The 15571-nt window shown below is 43.8% G+C and carries 16 protein-coding genes; 4 read left to right on the forward strand and 12 right to left on the reverse strand.

Annotated elements, in window-relative coordinates; translation table 11 throughout:
* Nucleotides 1–94: 94 nt before the first annotated feature.
* Nucleotides 95–439: a thioredoxin family protein gene (locus DC345_RS05380; protein WP_113052229.1), complete on the reverse strand. Its 345-nt coding sequence runs from the start codon at nt 437–439 to the stop codon at nt 95–97.
* Between the two features lie 165 nt (nt 440–604).
* Between DC345_RS05380 and DC345_RS31665 the strand changes: the two genes are divergently transcribed.
* On the forward strand, nt 605–742 hold the full coding sequence (locus tag DC345_RS31665) for a hypothetical protein (protein WP_181586494.1): 138 nt from the start codon (nt 605–607) through the stop codon (nt 740–742).
* 114 nt (nt 743–856) lie between these two features.
* Here the strand turns inward: DC345_RS31665 and DC345_RS05385 are convergent, their stop codons facing one another.
* The 3 genes from DC345_RS05385 to DC345_RS05395 form a co-directional block, all read right to left on the reverse strand.
* On the reverse strand, nt 857–1150 hold the full coding sequence (locus tag DC345_RS05385) for a DUF3817 domain-containing protein (RefSeq protein ID WP_113052230.1): 294 nt from the start codon (nt 1148–1150) through the stop codon (nt 857–859).
* Nucleotides 1151–1326: 176 nt separating this feature from the next.
* Nucleotides 1327–2535 carry a macrolide family glycosyltransferase gene (locus DC345_RS05390; RefSeq protein ID WP_113052231.1) on the reverse strand — a complete coding sequence of 403 codons (1209 nt, stop codon included), beginning with the start codon at nt 2533–2535 and terminating at the stop codon, nt 1327–1329.
* An 83-nt stretch (nt 2536–2618) separates the two neighbouring features.
* A complete protein-coding gene (locus DC345_RS05395; RefSeq protein ID WP_113052232.1) occupies nt 2619–3587 on the reverse strand; it encodes a LacI family DNA-binding transcriptional regulator in 969 nt (322 codons plus the stop codon).
* 166 nt (nt 3588–3753) lie between these two features.
* Here DC345_RS05395 and DC345_RS05400 point away from each other — a divergent pair, with 166 nt between their 5' ends.
* Nucleotides 3754–5187 (forward strand): glycoside hydrolase family 1 protein, encoded by a 1434-nt coding sequence (locus DC345_RS05400; RefSeq protein ID WP_113052233.1) that lies wholly within the window; start codon nt 3754–3756, stop codon nt 5185–5187.
* A 132-nt stretch (nt 5188–5319) separates the two neighbouring features.
* On the opposite strand, the gene DC345_RS05405 is transcribed toward DC345_RS05400, so the two are convergent.
* The 5 genes from DC345_RS05405 to DC345_RS05425 all read right to left on the reverse strand — a co-directional run bounded on the left by DC345_RS05405 (nt 5320) and on the right by DC345_RS05425 (nt 9916).
* Nucleotides 5320–6324 carry an ROK family protein gene (locus tag DC345_RS05405; protein ID WP_113052234.1) on the reverse strand — a complete coding sequence of 335 codons (1005 nt, stop codon included), beginning with the start codon at nt 6322–6324 and terminating at the stop codon, nt 5320–5322.
* Between the two features lie 117 nt (nt 6325–6441).
* The gene (locus tag DC345_RS05410) at nt 6442–7029 is read right to left on the reverse strand and encodes a sugar O-acetyltransferase (protein ID WP_113052235.1); all 588 of its coding nucleotides are present in this window, start codon (nt 7027–7029) and stop codon (nt 6442–6444) included.
* A 41-nt stretch (nt 7030–7070) separates the two neighbouring features.
* Nucleotides 7071–7646 carry a sugar O-acetyltransferase gene (locus DC345_RS05415; RefSeq protein ID WP_181586495.1) on the reverse strand — a complete coding sequence of 192 codons (576 nt, stop codon included), beginning with the start codon at nt 7644–7646 and terminating at the stop codon, nt 7071–7073.
* A gap of 242 nt (nt 7647–7888) precedes the next feature.
* Nucleotides 7889–9052, reverse strand: a complete 1164-nt coding sequence (locus tag DC345_RS05420) for an MFS transporter (RefSeq protein WP_113052236.1) — start codon at nt 9050–9052, stop codon at nt 7889–7891.
* 105 nt (nt 9053–9157) lie between these two features.
* A complete protein-coding gene (locus tag DC345_RS05425) occupies nt 9158–9916 on the reverse strand; it encodes a TrmB family transcriptional regulator (protein WP_113052237.1) in 759 nt (252 codons plus the stop codon).
* A gap of 207 nt (nt 9917–10123) precedes the next feature.
* Here DC345_RS05425 and DC345_RS05430 point away from each other — a divergent pair, with 207 nt between their 5' ends.
* The gene (locus DC345_RS05430; RefSeq protein ID WP_036664828.1) at nt 10124–10252 is read left to right on the forward strand and encodes a DUF4023 family protein; all 129 of its coding nucleotides are present in this window, start codon (nt 10124–10126) and stop codon (nt 10250–10252) included.
* Between the two features lie 135 nt (nt 10253–10387).
* Here the strand turns inward: DC345_RS05430 and DC345_RS05435 are convergent, their stop codons facing one another.
* Nucleotides 10388–12424 (reverse strand): catalase, encoded by a 2037-nt coding sequence (locus DC345_RS05435; RefSeq protein WP_397333633.1) that lies wholly within the window; start codon nt 12422–12424, stop codon nt 10388–10390.
* A gap of 232 nt (nt 12425–12656) precedes the next feature.
* Here DC345_RS05435 and DC345_RS05440 point away from each other — a divergent pair, with 232 nt between their 5' ends.
* Complete coding sequence (locus DC345_RS05440) at nt 12657–12920, forward strand: hypothetical protein (RefSeq protein ID WP_063563578.1); 264 nt, start codon at nt 12657–12659, stop codon at nt 12918–12920.
* Between the two features lie 82 nt (nt 12921–13002).
* Here DC345_RS05440 and DC345_RS05445 read toward each other — a convergent pair whose 3' ends face one another.
* Nucleotides 13003–14616, reverse strand: coding sequence for a type 2 periplasmic-binding domain-containing protein (locus DC345_RS05445; RefSeq protein WP_113052238.1), 1614 nt, complete (start codon nt 14614–14616; stop codon nt 13003–13005).
* 39 nt (nt 14617–14655) lie between these two features.
* Nucleotides 14656–15552 (reverse strand): carbohydrate ABC transporter permease, encoded by an 897-nt coding sequence (locus DC345_RS05450; protein WP_231952759.1) that lies wholly within the window; start codon nt 15550–15552, stop codon nt 14656–14658.
* Nucleotides 15553–15571 lie beyond the last annotated feature (19 nt).

A 15571-nucleotide genomic window follows, 5' to 3' on the forward strand; every position in this document is an offset into this window, starting at 1 on the left:
TTTGCTTTGGCGATAGCTTGATCACTTAGCACCGACGTTAGAGATAGATATGTAAAAAAGCAGCTCCTATGTGAGCTGCCGATAATCATGCTTCCTATTCCTCAAGACGGGTGTACATATGATAAATCTGCTGCACCTGCTCTTCCAATCGATCGAAGCGAACAAAGCGATCAGCTCGAATAAATTCCTTCTGCTCCACCAACATAATCATCGTGGGAACTGAGAAAATAAGAAATCTGGACGCCACCTCTTCCACTTGGCTCGCGTTGATGTGAACAAGGTGCACCAGTGGATAGGGTTTGAGCAAATCCCTAATTTTAGGGAGTAAGGCATGACATACACTGCACTCTGGCCGTGATACGTACAAAAAGACCAATTCATTTTGTTGAATCATCTCTTCGATCAATTCTATCGATGTTATGTCATTAAGCTCTTCCATAAGGATCACCCCTTTCAGTCAGTTGAAGCTAGAGTTAAACTATATTTTATCACGAATGACTTACTGTACAAATTTTGCGTTCGCCTAAACATTTCCTTTTCAAACACAGCCTACCTGCATTAAAATGTAGTTGGAAGATCATCCCATATGAAAAGAGGTTATTGTATGAAAAAATCCTTTCTTTTACTGTTTACTGCCCTGATTGCTGTTATCTCCTTCTCCGCGTATGCACCTGCAACTGATGCCTCTGGTGATATTGGAGTAAGCCTGCTATCAGATCGTCAAACAGGCACCGTAAAATAAGCGCTTCACACTCTTTCCAAGAAAAGAACCTGCACAGAAACGAGCAGGCGACCAGTTCGGATAACATCCGGAGTTGGTCGCCTGCTGTCATTGTCATTGTTTTTTCTGCAATCCTTACTTCCAGTCTCTCTTGCGAAGATAGGACTCGAATACAAATGTTCCGAAAGGCAATAAGCCTGCTACCAATCCCATGAACCAGCGTGAAGCTTTCCACTTCTTCACAACTGCTAAATGAACAAGTGCAATCAGATATAGCGGAAAAAGAATACCGTGAATCATTCCCATAATGGTTACTGGGGAAGACATATCGGCAAAATATTTTAGCGGCATGGCTATAAAAATCAATAGCAATAATGATACACCTTCCCATATGCCTGCAATTCTGAATCGACCCGTGACTGTCTTCATCCTGTTCAATCTCACCTTTCCAGCGGCTAGTTTGTGAAATATGTAACTTGTTACAAGATGTTTCAACTTGAAGCCACATAATTTGTAATAATGCAGCTTCTCTTGAAACGTCTTGTTCAGTATACCGCATGGTTCTGGTCCGGAAATGCTTCAATTTTGAATAATTAATGACTGAACTATCCGTGAATGATATGTTGAGTCTTAAATTCGAAAATGGCATCAACAGCATAATGATATCCGCCTGATTTTCGAAAGGATTCCCTCAAATTCGCAGCAGTTTTCTCAAAAGAAGGAACGCTCAACACATGATCCACAGCTTCACGCAGCTGACTGGCAGTCAAGGTTTGCATTTGTAAACGGAGGCCTGCTCCCCTAGTAACAACCTGCTCTGCAATGATTGGCTGATCCGCGCTCTGAGGGAGTATAATGAGGGGCACCCCGTAATATAAACTTTCATTGGTACTGTTCATCCCACCGTGTGTGATAAATAATTTAGCGGACTGCAATACATCCATTTGCGGAACATAACGTTTAACGATGAAATTTTCCGGAATTGCTCCCAGATCAGCAAGCTGTGTTCTATCCCCTACAGACATGACAATGGTATGATCGGTATTCCCCAATGCCTTCAAGCAAAGCCTATAGAAATCAAGAGCTTGGTTAAAAATTGTACCCAGTGAAATGTAAATAAGTCTTTTCCCTTTAATAGCTGTCAGGTCGAAGTCATCATCCGTTAATCGCGAAAATATGGACGGTCCTACAAATTGATACGTGTGGTCGAATTCTTCTCCATTCGGCTGGAATTCCCTTGTCGTATATACAATGGTAAGCGGCGCAGGATTGCAAAACACCTCGTAGGGCGAAGCAATCTCCACATCATATTTTTCCTGTAACCTGATTGTCAGGCTATGGAATGAATCCTTTATAGGTTGGACGATTTCTGCAGGAACATTTAAGAAAAAGTGTTGCATCAAATGATCGAAAGATTCTTCGGTCTGCGCAAAAGAAGTGCATGAATTAATTGCAGGCAGCTTCAGAATTTGCGCAAGCAAATGTCCGCAGCCAAACATGGAATCATGGATGATGTAATCAAAATGTTCACCCTCGATCTGTTCGAGCACACTTGGAATGATGATATCTGCCGTAAGCAAAAGACCGTTGACTCGCTCGAGCAAATAAGTTCTGCCACCTGAGACAAAAGCTTTAATGAATTTTTGACCGTCAAAGGTTCGGACTATAGCACCCGTCTTCTCCATTCGTTCCCGATACGCTTCTATAGTGAAGTATACAACCTCTTCCCCGCGTGTAATAAGCTCTTGTACCACGCCAATCGTTGGATTGACATGTCCCTCTGATCCACCATTAATAAATAAAACACGAGCCACAGCTACCCCTCCTTTATTATGCTTCCAGCCTCTATATGTTGTAAAAATTTATAGGCAAAGATGTACGTTTCCCTACAAAAAATTCAGGTGGTTGCACGTTCGATCAGTTGGAATTCCAATTGCTGAGGCTCTAGCTCCTGCTTGCCAAGAACGGCCCATAATCGATGAAATGCCTGAGTAGCCTGTTCTGCAATTGGATTATGTATGGTCGTTATTCCAAGCACACGGGACAGCTCTATATCATCGAAGCCAACAATGGCAAGTTGTTCGGGAACCTGTATATTCTGTTTGCGTGCTTCGGACCAGATCCCGATTGCTGCATAATCATTTGAACATAACACCGCTTGAGGAAGTTCAGGCCCATTTGCCATTCTTCGCATCGCCTCTTCCCCGTCAGATGAACTGAACACGGAATACTGATAAGCTTCACGCAATATAGGCAGCCCCTTATCTGCCATAAATGATTCATAGGCTTCACGCCGACTCTGGGTATTCAGACTTTCTGCTCTGCCAAAGGCATTAGCAATGCGGGTATAGCCTTTAGACACCAGATGTTCAAGAGCCAGCTTATAGCCTTGCGCCTGGTCCATAGCCACTGACGGAATTTCGTCATCTCCCATCCGCTGCCAGGATACAATCGGACCATACTCGCAGTAGGCTTTTAGTTTGTCTGGATGATTGACACAGGTCATAATCACCAGTCCATCCACCCGTTTACTCCGCAGATCCTCGAACGCCTGCAATTCAATCTCTTTATCTCCACGCGAAGTATAGATCAGGGTCTGAAATCCATAATCCATCGCTGTATCAATGAATTGATTCATGAATGTAAGGATAATTTCGTTGGTTGCGGATGTGACAATTCCAATCTGCTTGGTCTGTCCGGTGGATAACGAAACGGCATTTCGGTTCGGAATATAGTTTAGCTGTTTCATGATTTGCGTTATTTTTTGCCGGGCCTCGTCACTTACATGCGGTGAATGATTAATTACTCTGGACACCGTGGCCTTCGAGTAGCCGGATAGCTTCATAATTTCATCGAATTTGGACACATGAAGTCTCCTCCCTTGCTGATTTTCTATGATGATTTACAGTTTGCCTCAAAATAAATAAAAAGTAAAACTTGACGTGTAACCCGTTCCAACGATTAAGCTTTTTTTATGCAGTGCTGCTGTATGTAACATCCACAACGAATTCATAACGATTGGAGCGATACACATGACTCATTCTCAACATCCATCATTTCATTTCCCCGAAAACTTTCTGTGGGGTGGTGCGATTGCCGCCAACCAGGCTGAAGGTGCATATAATTTAGGTGGCAAAGGTTTATCCACTCAGGATGTGGCTCCCAGAGGTATCATGGGTCCCATTACTGAAGAACCGACTGAAGATAATATGAAACTGATTGGGATTGACCTCTATCACCGCTATAAAGAAGACGTAAAACTGTTCGCTGAGATGGGATTCAAGGTATTCCGCACTTCCATCGCCTGGTCTCGTATTTTCCCTAAGGGCGATGAGCTGGAACCCAATGAAGAAGGCCTTCAATTCTATGATGATCTCTTTGACGAGTGTCTTAAACACGGAATCGAACCACTGGTTACCCTTTCCCACTACGAGACACCTCTTCATCTCTCCAAGGAATATGATGGCTGGGTTAATCGGAAGATGGTCGGCTTCTACGAGCGTTATGTGACAGCCGTATTCAAACGTTATCAAAATAAAGTGAAATACTGGCTCACATTCAACGAAATCAATTCAATTCTGGAAGCACCATTCATGAGTGGTGGGATCTACACACCAAAAGAGAAATTGAGTAAACAGGATCTTTATCAGGCGATACACCATGAGTTTGTAGCCAGCGCTTCTGCTGTAAAACTCTGTCATGAGATCATTCCAACTGCACAGATTGGTTGTATGATGCTCAGTATGCCGACCTATCCGTTAACACCGAATCCCGATGACATGATTAAAGTGATGGAATTCGAACACAGTAATTATTTCTTCGGAGATGTGCATGTAAGAGGCCGTTATCCTGGATACATGAAACGTTACTTCCGTGAAAATGGAATCCAGATTCAAATGGAAGATGGTGACGAAGACTTGCTGCTCCATACCGTCGACTTCATTTCCTTCAGCTACTACATGAGTATCTGCCAAACGGCTGATCCGGAAAAACAAGTTGCAGGTGAAGGTAATCTGCTTGGCGGTATACCTAACCCTTACTTGCCTGCAAGTGAATGGGGATGGCAGATCGATCCGCAAGGACTGCGTTATGTTTTGAACATGTTCTATGACCGTTATCAGAAACCACTCTTTATTGTGGAAAATGGGTTGGGCGCTGTGGACGAGCTTATTACCGGACCTGATGGTGAAAAGACAGTTGAAGATGACTATCGCATTCAGTACTTGAATGATCATCTTGTTCAGGTCGGGGAAGCCATTGAAGACGGTGTTGAAGTTATGGGATATACGTCCTGGGGATGTATTGATGTGGTCAGTGCTTCGTCAGCACAATTGAAAAAGCGTTATGGTTATATCTATGTTGATCGCCATGACGATGGTTCAGGAACACTTGAACGGTATCGTAAAAAGTCGTTCCACTGGTACAAAGATGTCATCGGCAGTAACGGCATGAGCCTAAAACGTTAAGTAGTTGTTACATCCGTAGCAGGTACATTCCTGCTCTCCCCCAGCAGAAAACAAGGACATGCATTGATATACGATCTGATGATGTATTGTTTGCTGCTGGAGGATTTTTTACTAATATAGTGAGTCCCGACTTCAGTTGAATTGAACCAGATCCGGTTCCAACGATTTCAATGTCAGCCATCGCATCCCTGCTTCAAAGTCTTCCCGGAAAGAATCGATCAGAATGACATCAGGATAAGATGGCATGGACAGATCCGCTTGATACATTTGCCATGCTTGAACCAAAGCATCTTCTTCAACGATCTTCTGATAAATCACAACCTGGTCTGGAGCAAGAATCGCATTTACCGTTTGAATCATTTTGCATACCGTTGCAATAAATGCTTCCTTTTCCACTGAATTATACCAATCAATTCCCATAGGAAGGTATTTGACCTCCCCGGCCATGCCAAGTTTTCCTCTGATCACTTTACCGTTCAGATAAATGCCCATGCCTGGAGGATATTTGGTTGGAAAATAAATTCCGATGACACATTGATCCTCGTCTAACTCTTTTTTGGCGCAATATCCGCTAATTGCAGCGTTCACATCATTTTCCACCAGAACTGGTACTCCGAACTGTGCTTCAAGATCTTCAATCATGCGGATACCTTCTAACTGCCGATGACTGCTCACCGTAATTTCTCCATTCACGGTTTGCCCCGGAATACCGATACCGATCACTTTAATGGAAGTATGCTGAGACAGTACATTTCCAATGATTTCATAGAAATATTTCTGGTCAAAGGTGGGCATTGTATATTCTTCTCTAAACACCATGTTATCCTCTAGATTAATGACAGTGGCTGTAATCAGATCTTGCCCCTGCTTTTCGTTGATATACATGACCAAAGCCAAGCTAAAATCGTAATTATATCGGTAAGTTAATGCAGGTCTCCCTCCGTTGGAAGGTACTGTCTCGTCCTCAAACAGTTCACCCAGTTCACACAACTCTTTTACCAGTGAATTGACGGTTACTACACTGAGCTTGGTCAAGGAGGCCAGTTGTGGCTTGGTTGCTGTTTCCACCCGTTTCATGACCTGGCGTACATGGTTTATATTAATTTCTTTCATCAAATACGCATTCGCTATTTTCATAAGCACCCCTGCTCCATAGTTTCTTCTCCAATGTAGTAACTATACAATATCTCCAAAGGGTTTAAAAACACCCGATGAAAAACATCGGGCATTCTGAGGGTTTCTATACACTTGATATTAGCTTCTTCTATACTTCGTTTTGTCTCCTTCTGTTATTTTGCGAATAACTCTGCATGGATTACCCGCAGCAATTACATCCGAAGGAATGTCCTTGGTAACTACACTTCCTGCTCCGATAATTGTGTTATCTCCAATGGTCACACCTGCAAGCACAGTCACGCCGCCACCAATCCATACATTATTGCCCACTGTGATCGGACCTACAATTTCGAGACCCTCGTTACGTTGCTCCACATCATAAGGATGACCAGCAGTATAGAATCCACAATTCGGTGCAACAAAAACGTTGTCACCAAAACTAATTTTTGCCCCGTCCAGCATAACGATATTATGATTGCTATAGAAGTTCTCACCAATTTCAATGTTATAGCCGTAGTCACATACAAAAGGCTGCTCGATCAGGAAACGATCCGTTGTTTTTCCAAGCAACTTTTTGAGCAGCGCCTCTCTCTCAGAGATCTTGCCTGGATGAAGCTGATTATACTCGTAGCAAAGCCCCTTTGCGTACAACCGCTCATCAATTAATTCTTTGTCGTAATTCGCATTATACAGTAGTCCCAGTTGTGATTTCTCTTTTTCTGTCATGAATTCTTATGCCTCCAACTCTTCTGTCCAAATTGAATAGATTAAAGCTCTATCTCTCTAATGATTCTAGCAGGATTTCCACCAACAATCATATTGTCCGGAACATCTTTTGTGACTACAGCGCCGGAAGCAATAACGACATTGTCCCCAATGGTGACCCCTGGATTAATGACTGCCCTGCCTCCGATCCAAACATTATTCCCGATGGTCACTGGTTTCCCATACTCGGCACCTGTTATCCGTTCGAATGGATTCAAGGGATGCGTAGCGGTATATATGTGAACGTCAGGTCCCATTAAACAGTTATCCCCGATGCGCACTTCACATACATCAAGTATCGTACAGTTAAAGTTGGTATAGAAATGCTCTCCAACATGAATGTTGTAACCATAGTCAAAATGAATATTCGGTTCCATGCTCAGGTGTTCACCCGTTGAACCTAGCAGCTCTTTCAATACCTTTGTACGGAGCTCACCATCTGTTTCTGTCGTCTGGTTGTACATGCGTGTCATTCTTCTTGCATATTCCCTGTCTTGAGACAATTGGGGATCGGAAGCCAAGTATAGCTCACCATCGATCATTTTTTGTTTTTCCGATTTTGTTGTGATATTGCTCATGATTGTTTCCCCTCTACGTCTAATATTGATATTTGAACTTATAAATTAAGATACTTTATAAAGCTATTATAATTATATGGGATAACTTAAATAAATCAAGTTCCTTTGCAAATTGAATATAGAGATATTATGCCTAATGTTATTAAAAAAACCTCTGTGATCCAATAATTTTTGGATCACAGAGGTTTGTTGAAGTAAAACAATATCGAGCAGTTTACATAGACAACTTTTAAATGTATACATTAACCAACTGCCTGAACCGTTTGCTCTTTGCGATTAATTGCGTAAACTGCCGACACCAGACCCATCAGGATCAGAACCGATCCCACCCATCCTGTATACATAATGGACGAATGATCGATAACTACGCCGCCAATATAGGTTCCGAGAGCAATACCTGCATGTGCAATTCCTGAATTGGTGCTAATTAACGTTTCAGCCGTTGACGGAGAGGTTTTGATAATCAGACTATTTTGTACCGGGGTAACAGTCCAGCTTAATGCACTCCAGATACTTAGCAGAATCAAGAAAGCAATCAAAGGCAAGCCGGTACTAAACGGAATTACCGCCATACTTATAATAAAGGGTATCAGCACGATGATAATGGCTTTGGCTGGGTGTAAGCGATCTGATAATATGCCGCCGATCCCGCCGCCTGCTACAGCAGCGATACCAAACATCATATAGATAAAGGTGACCATTGTTGAGCTGGCTCCCAGCGCTTCCTGGAGAAATGGTGTGAAATAGGCATATAACGTCAAATGTCCTGCGAGCACAAGCAATGTTGTAACATGGATTGCCAGCATTTTCGGGTTCCATAGAGCAGTAAGCTGCTTCTTCAGGGGCACTGCCGGAATCGGCTGCACACGATCCATGGCAATGCCAATGGCAACCATGACCACTGCAGTCAGAATTGCGATTAACATAAACACTTCACGCCATCCGGCCAGGTTACCCACAAAGATTCCGATAGGTACACCCAGGATCAGTGAAGCACTTCCTCCCATCGTGATAATTCCCACAGCACGCCCTTTATACTGGGGCTCTACAATACGGGCTGCCAGCGTCAGAGACAGGACAAAAATCAGAGATCCCGTCGCGGCCCCCAGTGCTCTGCCTGCCAGGAGCATATAGAAATTGGCACTGAACGCAGAGATCAGATTGCTGATTAGAAAAACGAATAAAGTGCACATATATACTTTTTTACGTTCGAATCTGGCCGTCATATTTAATAATATTGGCGCAGATAACGCATAGACAAGTGAGAAGATGGAAATTAAATACCCGGCTTTTGCCAAAGTCAGATGAAGATCTGTCGCGATCAAGTCCAGAATCCCGCCTAAAATGAGTTCAACGGTACCAACCACAAATGCTGCGATTGCCAGGACATATACTTTTTTATTCATTTTTGAATCCTCCTCGAAAGTTACAACTACGATAGTAACTTAATCAAGAGAAGATTTCAATACAAAAAAGCTATTCTCAGAAAGAATAGCTTTGGAATCATCATATTAATAAATTAATCGTGCCAGCAGACGTGCAATTTCTTCATCTTGAAGCAGCTGGTCACCATATTTTTTGGTGATTTGAGTAAGAGCGACGTCATGATAGAAATAATCCGTCATTGCTTTAACAATTGGTTTGGACGTTGTCTTGATGGCCTTCCAGGAATCATGTTCGATTCCTGCAAACAAAAGATAACCATGGTCAACAATGATTAGCTGCGAGGGCTCAAGATTACTATCCTCAAGCATAGGTATTAACGAATATTTATGGGCTAGAGAAGTTTGCATTCCTCCTACAGCCAGGACCTCTACATGTACACCTTCAGCTTCTTTTTGCTCCAGAAGCTCCCTGTACTTTTCCATTTGCTCGTTCCAGGCCAGAAAAAGGATAGATGAATCCGCTTCCTCAATAAGCTGTTCAATATTTGATGCAATGGATGATGCATCCTTCAATGTCCAGATATGTTCATCTGTGAATGTACGTTTGATTTTATATGTCTTTAATTCCTCAATATCCTTCTCAAAGTCAGCCCTTATTTTGAGGATAATGGACTGAAGATCAACCGCCATATACAATTTTTTCTTTCCATGCATGGTTGTTAGGACGGTTCCCTTATCAATAAGCCGATTAAGCACTTCATATATCTTGGCCTTGGGTACATTGGAGTAATTAACAATGGATGTGGCATCGAGCGGTGCATCCTGTGCAAATATGGCCTCATATACCTGACTTTCATATTGTGTAAAACCGAATTTCTGCAACATGGTTCGATTCGGGCTCCTTCTTGTTTTGTATCGTTCTATACAGTTTAGACGCCTGAACTTCCCATGTCCAGTTTATCCCACCGTCGTTTCTTTCTAATCGTAATGATATTACGGTCAGAGTGGAGCATCCAAATATAATGACCTCCCAATGGTTATATTAAGATTCAGGCTGCACATTTTGATTTTTTGAAGGAGGTTTGCTTAAACATGGAGAGCACCCATGATTTTGTAAAAAAAGTGAATGAGAACGCCGAAAAGGCACGGCATAACAAAAACAATGGTAAAGGTACACCAACGGATAAACTGCCGGCGAAACAGCATAGCACCAATAAGTAAGGGCAATAATCAATTGAAGCAAATTAGGGAAATAGCGCTCTTATTTTTTCAGGCACAAGAAAAAAAGAAAAAGGATCTCTAGTGAGGTCCTTTTCTTTTTATTTGAGATCCGCTTGTTTGAAGGCACCCTGCCTGCTACGTTCGATTCCAGAAGCGTTGTTGGGTCATTGCTTGAATGAATTGATCTGCAAAAGCCGCAGGTTGCTGCTCAACAATGACACCAGGTTTGCCGATAATGCCGACTGGCTGAATCAGTACTGCCCCCACCGGTGTAGCTCCTATCGGTTTAAAATGATTGTATGTTTCAATGGCATAGGACCGGGTGTATTTTTGAAAATAATCATCTTCCTTCTGTCCTCCAACAATGAATAACCCATCATATACCAAAGGTGACCCGGTCAAAAAACTGTCGTCCACCTTCAACCCCACACCGCCCGTTCCATGGACCACACCTTGTCTTTCATGAACAATGACTGGACGTAGTCCCGCGCTCTTAAGCTCATCCAAAATGTATTGTGTGCTCGGACCATCGAATCCTTCACCGACAATCACCCCGACGCGTAGCGTTTTGGGAGAAAACACGGTATTGGACATACTTAACGCAGGGGAGATTTTTGTCACTGTGGATTCAAGCACGTTCGGTACAGAGACTCCAAGTTCGCGGGCCAGAATGTTCGCCAGCTCTGAGCTGATATTTCCTAACATATCAACGACCTGTTGACGAATCGAAACATCCTTTACCTTTCCGAGCTCAAACGTGAGTGCCTGAATGATATGACTCCTTTCCACGTCTGTCATGCTGTTCCAGAATAAACGTGCTTGCGAGAAATGATCCAGGAAGCTGGGTGCTGTTTTCCGTTCCTTAAGACCTTGCACGGTGGAAGGATAGGTTACAAAGCCTCCTTTGGTACCCGGGACAGTATAAGGAGAATTGTTGGCTAGAGAGTTTTCGTGGTAGGCAACTCTTCCCCGATCAATGGTGTAACGGGAAGCTCCGTCTCTCTGGTTGTTATGTACAGGGCACACGGGACGATTAATCGGCAATTCCTGATAATTCGTGCCCACCCTTGCCAATTGTGTATCCGTATACGAGAATAGCCGGCCTTGAAGCAGTGGATCATTACTGAAATCAATACCACGTACAATGTTGCCAGGATGGAAAGCCGACTGTTCCGTTTCCGCAAATACATTCTCGACATTTTGGTTAATCGTCATTTTGCCAATGATTCGTACCGGAATGTCTTCTTCTGGCCATAATTTCGTTGCATCCAAAATATCAAAATCAAACTTGAACTCATCCGCTTCCTCCAGCACCTGTATTCCAAGTTCGAACTCAGCAAAGTTACCTGCATTGATATTCTCCCACAGGTCCCTGCGATGAAAGTCGGGGTCCGCTCCGCCCAGCTTCTGCGCCTCATCCCACACAAAAGAATGCATACCAAGTACCGGCCGCCAATGAAATTTCACGAATCTGGATTTACCCTCTTTGTTCACCAGCCTGAAGGTATGTACTCCAAATCCCTGCATCATTCGAAAGCTTCGCGGTATTGTGCGATCCGACATAATCCACATGACCATCGCTGCCGACTCCTGATTATTTGCAATAAAATCCCAGAAAGTATCGTGCGCAGTGGAGCCTTGTGGAATTTCATTATTAGGTTCCGGCTTCAAGGCATGAATCAGATCAGGAAACTTGATCCCATCCTGAATGAAGAAGATCGGAATATTGTTCCCGACCAGATCAAAATTGCCTTCATCGGTATAAAACTTTACTGAAAACCCACGCACATCCCGATTCGTTTCGTTCACTCCTTTGGAGCCTGCTACCTCGGAAAAACGAACAAATAGCGGTGTTTTCACACCGGGATCCTGAAGAAAATGAGCCATTGTTAACTCTTCAAGTGACTCATATAACTCAAATTCACCGTAGGCTCCATATCCCCGTGCATGCACAACTCTCTCCGGAATGCGTTCCCGATCAAAGTGAGACAGTTTCTCACGCATCAGAAAATCTTCAAGCAGCGTGGGCCCGCGATCCCCAGCTTTTAGCGAGTTGCTGTCATCCGATATTTTAATCCCTTCGTTGGAGGACATTTCTTTGCCGTTATTATCCCGAAGAAAGGCATTTCGCTGCTCTATCTTTTTGTTCTCATCCATGGGTTCCTTGCTCATTCCAATCACCTCCAGCATTATATGTATGGGACTGGAAGAACACTTATGATTGCCCGGTATACCATACTTTGATGCAAATCCCGTGTGTGACTACAAATACGAATTGCATGAGCTTTGCCATGAGGCATCTCTGGTGATTGTCCATTTATTAAATATCGCGTCTTCTGTCTAGCACCTTCTGAATCTGCTTTTCATTTACTATAAAGAATCTAATAGAAAAGAGATGATGAGGATGGCTAGTGTAAAAGCTGTTCCACAACCGGATTTGGTACTGATCTATTGGTCCAGAAATCCGCTCGTTCCCGGTTCTGCACGCCGAATCAGAAGTGTACGTGTGATTGGGAACACGTCCCCTTGTACCTTCACACTGGTGCGTGGTGCATTGCTGATTAATGCCTTAAACTGTTTGCTGGACAATGATATTGGTTTTAAAGTGGTCTACAGCAAAAAAACATCGAGCATCAGTGGTGTTTTATTGTTGAAACGCAGATCATAAGCGAACAAACAGGTGCCCTCCTTCAATAAGGAAGCGCACCTGTTTGTTATTTATTCAATGAATTATGTGACTGAACTCCACTCTATTTGACGTTCATATAACGTTCGAAGGCATTATTACGGATGGTCAGTAACTGTTCAAGTCCCATATCATTCAACTTTTTGATATAAGCATCCCAGCCCTCCTCGATGCCGCCTTTGGTTACCCACTGGGCACGCATCGTTGCTACATAACCGTCAATATCCGTCGTTAATGTTGGCAGCTCTTGGAACTCTTCTGCATTGTACATAACCTTCGGATAAGGTGTCGTTACATCGGCACTTCCCAACTGATCGATTTCCAGCTTGAGTCCGTCACCAGCCTTCGGATTAAGCTTAATTTTCTCTTCAAAGGAAGGGCTTACATATTTGGGTCCGAAATCACGCAAGGATTGATCCCAGTACCAAGCATCGGCGCTGGTGCCTGCCGGCGGGTCCATCAACGTGTATGTGCCATCATCATTTTTCTCAATTACAGTTCCGATCGCACCCCAGAAATTCTGAATGCTGGCTTCGTTGGAATAGAACTGATCTGCCCAGCGTGCGGCTACTTCAGGAACAGTACATGAACTTGTAATGAGCAGTTCATTACGGGCCAGATTCATGCCGCCAGGATCCCCTGGCTGATAGCGTTTGCCATCAGGTCCGGCAATAGGTGCAATCGCTTCATATTGGTCGCTCCACTTGCCAAACACGGCATCAGGCGTCCATTGGTTGCTAAAGCCGACGATTGGAATGTCTGCATTTTGCCATTTGGCTGATGTCATTGTATTGTCTTGTGTAAACAGTTCCTGATCAATCAGACCTTCTGAATACAGCTTGTGTGTATAAATAAGAGCTTCTTTATAGGCATCGGTCGTTGGGAAGAAGACCGGTTTACCGTCCTGCACAATCATACTGCTGGCATTAATGTCAGTAATTCCGAATGGATTCAGGAAGTCCACATTCAGCCCCGTTTCCGTGTACGGAATCTCATCCTGTTTTCCATTTCCGTTCGGATCTTTTTCCTTAAACGCTTTCAACACCTGATACAATTCTTCCGTAGTCGTTGGTGCTTTCAGCCCCAGCTTATCAAGCCAAGCCTTATTGATTACAGGCTGATTCCGGCTCTTCGGACGGGCAGGCAGTCTTGTTGGCATGGAATAGATTTTGCCATCAGGGAACGTGCTGATTTTCTTCATGTCTGGCGTCTCTTGCATAGCCGCCTTCAAGTTGGGCATATACGAGTCAATGTACTCATCCAGTGGACGGAAATAGCTCAGGTTGTTAACAATGTCGGAGTCGCTGAACACCTGGTCACCCAAGATAATATCCGGGAGCGTACCACTGGCAAGCATAATGGATTTCTGTTCACCCCAGTCATTGGAGGACATGACCTGCCACTCAATTTTTACATTGGAATCCTTTTCCAAATCCTTGAGCCATTGATTCTGAGTAAAGGTGTCGCCCATATTCCCCCAACGAACCGTCAGCACCTTAAGTGTGACCGGTTTATTGACAATAGGCAGTCCTTCCTGATTAAAATCGCTTGATACTGTAGTTTCGGCAGGATCACTACCATTCCCGCTACTACAACCAACAACACTGACCAACATGACCGACGCGAGAAGCACGCTGCTCATTTTGGTAAATAACTTCTTGCCTATCTTTTTCCCCATTTGGGAACCCCCTTGATTCGTAATGAAATTCAACCTGACTTACTCCTTCACTGCGCCGATCATCACCCCCTGATTGAAATACTTTTGGATGAACGGATACACACACATGATTGGAATTGTAGCGATAATAATAACGGAATATCTCATCAAATTGGCAAGACGCAGGGCTACTTGTGCTGCTTCGCCTGTGCCCATGCCGGACTGCATCTGATTTGTGATGAGTATATTGCGCAGAATCAATTGCAGCGGATACAGATTCGGGTCTTTCAGATAAATCAGGGCGTTAAAATAGGAGTTCCAATACCCTACTGCAATCCATAGTCCGAGGACTGCGATGATTGCTTTGGACAACGGTAATACGATCAGTACGAAATACCGCAAGTTACCACAGCCATCGATCTGGGCCGCTTCCCATAAGTCTCCCGGAATGCTGGTCTGGAAAAATGTCCGGGCAACGATCATGTCGAACACGACCACGGAGAACGGGAGCACCATTACGAGGAACGTGTTGTACAGATGGAAGTCGCGAATCGTCAGAAAAGTTGGGATCAATCCCCCGCTGAAGAACATTGTGAATATAAAGAACAGCGAGAAAAATTTGCGTCCGACCAGATCTTTTCTCGATAAGGCATAGGCCGCCGAAATATTAACAACAAGCCCGAAGAGCGTTCCTACCACCGTGTATAGAATGGTATTTCGATATCCAATCCAGATGTTCTCGTGTCGCAGCAGTTCCCTATACCCTTCCAGCGTAAAACCTTTAGGGAAAACCCACACCTGTCCGTTAGCCACAGATGAAGGATCACTGAACGAGGCGATGACAATAAAATAGATCGGATAAATGATAGCAATTAGAAAAAGAACAGCAAAGGCATACAGCACAACTTCTGCAACCGTAACACGTGATCGACGTTTTGTACGGGGAGTTCTGGTCATTGCTGCCGGTTCCATAACA

This window comes from Paenibacillus taichungensis (assembly GCF_003287275.1).
GTDB lineage: Bacteria > Bacillota > Bacilli > Paenibacillales > Paenibacillaceae > Paenibacillus > Paenibacillus taichungensis_A.

Bases quoted from the DNA above. Each gene is read 5' to 3' on its own strand.
- DC345_RS05380 (WP_113052229.1), bottom strand. From the start codon at position 439: ATGGAAGAGCTTAATGACATAACATCGATAGAATTGATCGAAGAGATG.
- DC345_RS31665 (WP_181586494.1), top strand. From the start codon at position 605: ATGAAAAAATCCTTTCTTTTACTGTTTACTGCCCTGATTGCTGTTATC.
- DC345_RS05385 (WP_113052230.1), bottom strand. From the start codon at position 1,150: ATGAAGACAGTCACGGGTCGATTCAGAATTGCAGGCATATGGGAAGGT.
- DC345_RS05400 (WP_113052233.1), top strand. From the start codon at position 3,754: ATGACTCATTCTCAACATCCATCATTTCATTTCCCCGAAAACTTTCTG.
- DC345_RS05405 (WP_113052234.1), bottom strand. From the start codon at position 6,324: ATGAAAATAGCGAATGCGTATTTGATGAAAGAAATTAATATAAACCAT.
- DC345_RS05410 (WP_113052235.1), bottom strand. From the start codon at position 7,029: ATGACAGAAAAAGAGAAATCACAACTGGGACTACTGTATAATGCGAAT.
- DC345_RS05415 (WP_181586495.1), bottom strand. From the start codon at position 7,646: ATGAGCAATATCACAACAAAATCGGAAAAACAAAAAATGATCGATGGT.
- DC345_RS05420 (WP_113052236.1), bottom strand. From the start codon at position 9,052: ATGAATAAAAAAGTATATGTCCTGGCAATCGCAGCATTTGTGGTTGGT.
- DC345_RS05425 (WP_113052237.1), bottom strand. From the start codon at position 9,916: ATGTTGCAGAAATTCGGTTTTACACAATATGAAAGTCAGGTATATGAG.
- DC345_RS05430 (WP_036664828.1), top strand. From the start codon at position 10,124: ATGGAGAGCACCCATGATTTTGTAAAAAAAGTGAATGAGAACGCCGAA.
- DC345_RS05435 (WP_397333633.1), bottom strand. From the start codon at position 12,424: ATGAGCAAGGAACCCATGGATGAGAACAAAAAGATAGAGCAGCGAAAT.
- DC345_RS05440 (WP_063563578.1), top strand. From the start codon at position 12,657: ATGGCTAGTGTAAAAGCTGTTCCACAACCGGATTTGGTACTGATCTAT.
- DC345_RS05445 (WP_113052238.1), bottom strand. From the start codon at position 14,616: ATGGGGAAAAAGATAGGCAAGAAGTTATTTACCAAAATGAGCAGCGTG.
- DC345_RS05450 (WP_231952759.1), bottom strand. From the start codon at position 15,552: ATGACCAGAACTCCCCGTACAAAACGTCGATCACGTGTTACGGTTGCA.